This window comes from Methylophaga sp. UBA1464, assembly GCF_002325665.1.
Taxonomy (GTDB): domain Bacteria; phylum Pseudomonadota; class Gammaproteobacteria; order Nitrosococcales; family Methylophagaceae; genus Methylophaga.
The window spans coordinates 135,453-142,668 of sequence record NZ_DCSO01000045.1; the positions used below are offsets into that span (position 1 = coordinate 135,453).

General features: G+C 46.7%; 7 protein-coding genes and 1 pseudogene. All 8 read left to right on the forward strand.

The annotated features are described in order from the left end of the window. Positions 1–206 (forward strand): tRNA-dihydrouridine synthase (locus tag B3O33_RS05345; RefSeq protein ID WP_292363146.1); only part of this gene is annotated, 206 nt, incomplete at its 5' end. Further along, a complete protein-coding gene (gene fis, locus B3O33_RS05350; protein WP_069294753.1) occupies positions 203–493 on the forward strand; it encodes a DNA-binding transcriptional regulator Fis in 291 nt (96 codons plus the stop codon). The genes B3O33_RS05345 and fis, both read left to right, overlap by 4 nt. 29 nt (positions 494–522) lie before the next feature. Beyond that, the gene (purH, locus tag B3O33_RS05355) at positions 523–2,088 is read left to right on the forward strand and encodes a bifunctional phosphoribosylaminoimidazolecarboxamide formyltransferase/IMP cyclohydrolase (protein WP_292361300.1); all 1,566 of its coding nucleotides are present in this window, start codon (positions 523–525) and stop codon (positions 2,086–2,088) included. 13 nt (positions 2,089–2,101) lie between these two features. Then, entirely contained in the window at positions 2,102–4,735 is a 2,634-nt protein-coding gene (locus B3O33_RS05360) for a class I adenylate cyclase (protein ID WP_292363147.1), read from the forward strand. A gap of 54 nt (positions 4,736–4,789) precedes the next feature. After that, positions 4,790–5,818, forward strand: coding sequence for an N-acetyl-gamma-glutamyl-phosphate reductase (gene argC, locus B3O33_RS05365; RefSeq protein WP_292361302.1), 1,029 nt, complete (start codon positions 4,790–4,792; stop codon positions 5,816–5,818). 74 nt (positions 5,819–5,892) lie between these two features. After that, positions 5,893–6,522 carry a DUF6776 family protein gene (locus B3O33_RS05370; protein ID WP_292361303.1) on the forward strand — a complete coding sequence of 210 codons (630 nt, stop codon included), beginning with the start codon at positions 5,893–5,895 and terminating at the stop codon, positions 6,520–6,522. An 8-nt stretch (positions 6,523–6,530) separates the two neighbouring features. Continuing rightward, complete coding sequence (locus B3O33_RS05375) at positions 6,531–6,968, forward strand: bactofilin family protein (protein WP_292361304.1); 438 nt, start codon at positions 6,531–6,533, stop codon at positions 6,966–6,968. Between the two features lie 65 nt (positions 6,969–7,033). Continuing rightward, a pseudogene (locus B3O33_RS05380) lies at positions 7,034–7,216 on the forward strand (iron-sulfur cluster insertion protein ErpA); the annotation flags it as partial.

Sequence of the window (7,216 nt, forward strand, 5' to 3'; positions counted from 1 at the left end):
GTCACCTCAACACGCTGTACGATTTCTATGGTGAATATTCCGGTGTGCGCATGGCACGGAAACATATTGCTTGGTACAGCAAAGGCTTACGCAATGGCAATGCCTTTCGCCAACAGATGAATACACTGGAGAAAGCTGAACAACAGCTCGCTTTTACAGATGCTTTTTTTGCGCAACTCGCTGACAAGGATTCACTGGCCGCATGAATAACGCGCTGAACAACGACTTAGCTGATTGTATTGATTTGGGCGTGACCGCTGAACAGCAACACGCGCCATTAAACCAATGTGTCACCAATGCACTGAAAACCTATTTTGAACAACTCGACGGCCACTCCCCGGCCAATTTATATGAAATGCTGATGACCGAAGTTGAAGTTCCGCTGTTACAGGCCGCTTTGGCGCATACCCACGGAAATCAAAGTCGCGCTGCCGAAATTCTGGGCATTAACCGCGGCACCCTGCGAAAAAAACTCAAGCAATACGGCTTGTAATCAAGCCTGAATCACAATCTGGAATCCTGATGAACTCGATTAAACGCGCACTGTTGAGTGTTTCTGACAAAACCGGCATTGTTGAATTTGCCAAACAATTGCAAAATCTCAACGTTGAATTACTCTCTACCGGCGGCACCGCTAAATTGCTCTCCGAAGCCGGTTTAAATGTTAAAGAAGTCTCCGAACATACCGGTTTTCCGGAAATGATGGATGGCCGCATCAAAACATTACATCCTAAAATTCATGGTGGCCTGCTGGGGCGTCGCGGTAAAGATGACAGCATTATGCAACAGCATGACATCGCACCGATTGATCTGGTGGTGGTGAATTTATATCCGTTTGAAGCCACCGTGGCACGTGAAGACTGCCCGCTGGAAGACGCCATTGAAAACATTGATATCGGTGGTCCGACCATGTTGCGTGCAGCGGCCAAAAATCACGCTGACGTAACGGTCATTGTTGATCCGGTTGATTACGTTCGGGTGATTGAGCAGATTCAATCGCAAGGTGGTACTGATGATCACACCCGTTTTGATCTGGCTTTGAAAACCTTTGAACACACTGCACATTACGATGGTGCGATTGCCAATTATCTTGGCACGATTCAGGCTGATAAAAGCAAAGCCGCATTCCCACGCACATTTAATAGCCAGTTCCAGCTCAAGCAGGCGATGCGTTATGGCGAAAACCCGCATCAAAAAGCCGCTTTTTATGTTGAAAAACAGGCTGAGACTGGCTCAATCGGTGCCGCTATCCAGTTACAGGGCAAAGAATTGTCCTATAACAACATCGCCGATACGGATGCAGCGCTGGAATGCGTCAAAGTTTTTAACGACAAACCGGCCTGTGTGATTGTTAAGCATGCTAATCCCTGTGGTGTCGCGACAGCCGATGATTTGCTGACAGCGTATGACCTGGCCTATCAAACTGATCCGACTTCGGCGTTTGGCGGCATTATTGCCTTTAACCGCGAACTTGACGGCAAAACAGCACAGGCCATTATTGACCGTCAGTTTGTTGAAGTGATTATCGCCCCGAAAATCAGCGATGCGGCCAAAGCCGTGGTTGCCGGTAAAACCAATGTGCGTTTGCTGTGCAGTGGTGATTTCCCGGCTAATCCGTCGACTGATTTTGATTTCAAACGTGTGACAGGGGGATTACTGGTGCAGGACCGTGATATTCAGATTGTCACTGAGGCTGAATTAAAAGTTGTCACTAAACTGCAACCTAACAAACAACAACTGGCAGATCTGTTGTTTGCCTGGCGGGTCGCTAAGTTTGTGAAATCCAACGCGATTGTTTATGCCAAAAACCAGCAAACCGTCGGTATTGGTGCTGGCCAGATGAGTCGTGTAGTCAGTAGTCGTATTGCAGGTATCAAAGCCAATGATGCCGGTTTGACCGTTCCTGGTGCCGTGATGGCATCCGACGCTTTCTTCCCGTTCCGTGATGGTTTAGATGCCGCTGCTGAAGCCGGGATCAGTGCGGTTATTCAGCCGGGTGGTTCGATGCGTGATGATGAAGTCATTGCTGCTGCAGATGAGCATGGCATTGCGATGGTATTTACCGGCATGCGGCATTTCCGCCACTAAGTTTGAGTGACTTGTGGATCGCGCTCAGGCTCTACGTGTATTTCAGGCACATAACCGCGCCAGAGTCAGTCGTTTAACAGAGCTTGCCCCCCACAAACAGGCGTTATTTTTTCGTCTGCTGCCACTGTTATTTCATATTAACCATAAACTGCTGCCGGGCTATGTCAGTGATGACTGCCCGGCAGGCATTATGGATTATCAGCCCGATAATGAAGCACTGAACAGTGCTATCAGTCTTAATCGCAACTTCAGTCATCGCCGAAGAGCATTACGCCGCTATGCATTACGTGGGCTTTATTTGCTTAATCCCACAGGGCAAATCCGTTACCCGGAACCGGCAAGCTTTGATTTATGGTTAGTGCATCACGCCACGTTAAAACCTGAACATTTGACTATCCTGCAAAGCAAGGCTGAATCAATTGTCCAGTGGGCAGCCAGCCTGGGTATTTATTTGCGATATCGCTTACTGGATGAAACACAATGCCGTACCGATGCACTTTCCGGTTCTGAACGGGAACAGTTTTATCTACAAGGCCTTTGTATTGCTGGCAGCGCACCGCTCTGGTGGTTAATCACCACCGAAGAGCAACTATCCTACCCTCAAGTTGCTGAACGCCTGCTCTCACAACGCGGATTAACTCAAATCAGTCTAATGGACTTTGGTTTTGATCAGTCCAGCAAGGCAGAAGACCTGTTTAATGAAGCCTGCCAGGCGCTCAAGAAAAGCATTCAAGGCGATATTACTGCCCTGCTGGATTTAGTGTTTGTTCAACACCAGTTAGCACTGTTTCCAAATATTATCCATTTATCTGAACGCTATAAACAAAAGGTTGAGCAAGGGGAAACAGACAGTATGCTGGTGGAACCCGCCAGCCTGAAACTTGCTGCGATAGAACAATTTGCTGCAACAAACGACCAGCATCGGGCCAGGCAATCTTATTACGCACTCTGCTCGGAGCGTTTATCCCAGCAGGTAAAGCATCCCCAATTTGCCTGGCGACGTCATAGCCTGTTGCGGCTTCAAACAGATTGGAACTGGTCAGCCGAGACACTCAAAAATGAAGACAGCCGCACTGGATGGAGCTACCCGCAGCGTCACCAGTGGTGGCTGGATCTTTCCCGGACATTAGAAAACGTTTTTTCTGCTTTGCAGTTATTTGCCAGCCAACATTCGGTAAGCAATGTGACCGAGCTCAATGAGCTGCAACAGTTAATGAGCCTGGCTGCAAATAACCATGATTCGGTTATCGAACAGCTGCCAATGGCTTTGCAAACGACTGAGGGTCCGGATCAGCTTTTTCTTTACCGGTTTAGTGAACAAACAGAGTGGAAGCTCAGCACCATTCCTCTCAACGATGCCAAGCAGGTCGGGCTGAAACAACATTCCTCCCTGGTATGTTTACTGGTCTGGGCAGTGCGTAACCATATACTTACCACGCGAAGCTGGTTAAAAGTAGCAGACCAGAAACACCAGATATCGATTAATCCGGTATTGGAATTGACCCAGACCTTATTAAAATCGGCTTTACCCTCATTTCAGCAGGAAATCAGCAGTGAATTATTACTGCAGCCGGCAAAAGCCGAGAAATTGATGCTGTTTGCCAATTTGCAACCACCCGGCGGAGATTTCCAACAAGCTGGCGCAGTGCAAATGGCCAGTCTGAATAATGACCCACTAAGTTATACCTCGAGCAGACAAAATCTGGTGCACAGCCTCGATCTGGTGATTTATAGTAGCTGGGGGCAGTGGCATCATTATCGGTTCGATAGTCAAAACGCAGTGGTTGAAACTCTCCGTCAAGTGCTGAGCTGGCCGCCGGCAACACAATTGAGCAGCCATATTTCCGTCTGGTGTGCCACCGGTTTTTTTGGTCAGGCCATTAATATGCGTTTGCAGCGTTTGTTTGAAGCGGTATTAACGCATTATCAGTATTATCCTCAGCAAGGTCGTTATCTGCTGATGCTGGGGGATCGTCTTTCTCAACTGCAATGGCATGACGGACACATGCTAATAAAGCAATTTGCAGCAGAAAAAAAACTTAGCCAGGCGCTTGCTGAAGAACAAAAACAGTATCTGCCAAGCCGTGTGGACAGCTATCTGGATTCGGATAATCTGCTCAATTCCCTATTACAGTATCAGAAGCAGCAAACGGTAAGTTTATTTGCCTATCGTCAGACAGAGAACACAGAAGTCTATGTTGTTGATGAACTGGGACGTATACAGCAATTTACCTATCCGGCATTAACGGAATCTCAGCTACTCGCTCAATTGAAATTATTTATCCTCAACAGCCTCGGGGATTCGACTATGCATTGCGAATGCTATCAACTACTGAGACAACAACAGCGCTGGCAGATAAATGCGATTAAACCCAACCGCCCTGACTCAGCAAGCTTTTCGGTTATCTGGCAAATTACCGGTGCCCAACTGGCACTGGGTTTGAATTCACATACGGTGAAAACCGATCTCGGTGATCCGCAGTTAAGTCAAATTCTGGCTGAGTTATTTCAACAGCATCAGGGTCGCAAACCGGCTTTTTATTTTATCGATAAGTTACAGTTTGTTCCTAAGGCAGCTTATTCCAGTTTGTTTTTTCTGAATCGAAAATACGAACTTGAGCAGCAGTTTAATACGGTAACGCTTTAGATTTCGCCACAGCTCTTTTATGATGTGCCGTCTGACCAATAATAAAGAATAGGTATGATTAAAGTAGGTATTGTCGGTGGCACTGGTTACACCGGTGTTGAATTACTCCGGTTATTAGCGGTTCATCCGCACGTTTCCCTGGAGGTGATCACCTCGCGCAGCGAAGCAGGTATGCCAGTGAGTGACCTGTATCCCAATCTGCGTGGACATGTTGACCTGTGTTTTACTGTTCCTGATGACGATGCCCTGGCCGCCTGTGATGTAGTGTTTTTTGCGACACCGCATACAGTAGCCATGGCCAGTGTGCCCGCCTTAATTGAACGCGGTGTAAGGGTGATTGATCTGTCAGCTGATTTTCGTCTGAAAGATATTGCTTTATGGGAAAAGTGGTACGACACGGCGCATACTTGTCCACATTTAGCTGAATTAGCGGTATATGGCCTACCCGAACTGAACCGTGAAAAAATTCGTGAGGCACAGTTAGTGGCTGTTGCCGGCTGTTACCCAACGGCTGTGCAGTTAGGCTATATGCCCTTACTCGAGATGGGACTGATTGATCCTCAGCACTTGATTGCTGATGCCAAATCCGGCACCAGTGGTGCCGGACGTAAAGCCAGTATCGGCACTTTACTGACAGAAGCCAGTGAAAACATGAAGGCCTATGCGGTAGCCGGACATCGTCACTTACCGGAAATTCGCCAAGGTCTCGAACAGATGAATGGTTCAGCAGTGGGACTGACTTTTGTGCCCCATCTGACGCCGATGATTCGCGGTATTCATGCCACACTGTACAGTCAACTGCTTAAAGCAACTGACCTGCAAAGCCTGTTTGAACAGCGTTTTGCTGATGAACCTTTTGTTGATGTGATGCCGGCCGGCTCGCATCCCGAAACCAGAAGTGTCCGCGGTGCCAATGTTTGTCGAATTGCCGTTCATCAACCTGAGAATGCTGATACAGTTGTGGTGTTATCAGTTATTGATAATCTGGTTAAAGGTGCATCAGGGCAGGCGATACAAAATATGAATATCATGTTCGATCTTGATGAGCGCGCTGGCATCAATCTTATTGCGACTCTCCCCTGATGACTTCGCCATTGGATAGCTATGTTATTCAACCAAAGCGCCCTTGGCGGCTCATATTGTGGATTGTTTTATCAGTGATTATCACCGGACTGATTCAATGGTATTGGTTTAATCATGACAGTGGCGAAAAGGCGCGTCTGATTGAACACAATAAACATCTGACCGAACAGGTTGCCGCTATGAAAAATCAGCTTATGCAGCAATCCGAGTCACAGCAAAATCAGCAACAAGTCCAGGCCATGCATCAGGCAACTGTCCAACAGTTGCAGAATCGACTTGAACAGTTGCAAAAGAAAGTCATCGACCTCGACAAAGAACTGCTTTTTTATCAGAACATTACGCAAGGAAACAGCACCAGTGAACTGCAAATCCGGGATTTGCAGTTACGACCGGAGGCAGAAAATCCAGAACAATTACGCTATCGTCTGGTGATAACCCAAGGCAAAAATATCAGCGAGCCGATCACCGGTGAAGTCATGATCAAACTGCAAAATTCTGAGGGTGAAGGCGAAGAAGCCAAAACCATCGATCTTAACGTTACCGAACACCCGCTGAATCTGCGTCATGTTCAGGTTATTGAAGGTGTTTTCAATCTAAGTGAAATTTCTGTTCCGGAGCAAATCAGCGTCAGTTTGCGCCAGAAAGACAAAGTATTAATTTCACGTAACTTTGATTGGCAAACAGATACGCCCGTCGGGCAATGAGGTAATTCATGTTCAACAGCAAAAAATCGAAACACCGTAAAGCCGCTCGCATTGAAACATTGATCGGTGAAAATACCCATATTAAAGGTGATATTCACTTTAGTGGCGGTTTACGAATAGATGGCGTTATTACCGGCAATATTACTGCTGATGAAGGTGAAGCCGCATTATTGACGCTCAGTGAAAAAGGCCGCATAGAAGGTGAAGTTCGGGTGCCATTTCAACTTATCAATGGTGATGTCAAAGGTAATATTTATGCTGCTGAGCATATTGAGCTGGCGGCAAAAGCACGGATAAACGGCAACGTTTTTTATAAACTTTTAGAAGTCGCTGTGGGCAGCGAAGTTAATGGTCAATTGATTCATGTTGGCGAAGCAGAAGAATCCAATTTAAATCTTGAACATTCGCAAACCGATGCCAATTTAAATCTTGAACAAAACTCATAATTCTTGACTAATTTAGTCAGAATTGGATAATAACTAAACATCCCTCGAATTAAACGGAGTAAAACATGACTAGTGAAATGCCAAGTCCAGTTCTGTTCACCGATTCGGCTGCGGCAAAAGTCAGTGAACTCATTGCAGAAGAAGGCAATGACCAACTTAAACTGCGCGTATTTATTACGGGTGGTGGTTGCTCCGGATTTCAATACGGCTTTACATTTGAAGAAGAAGTCAGTGAAGGTGATACCGAA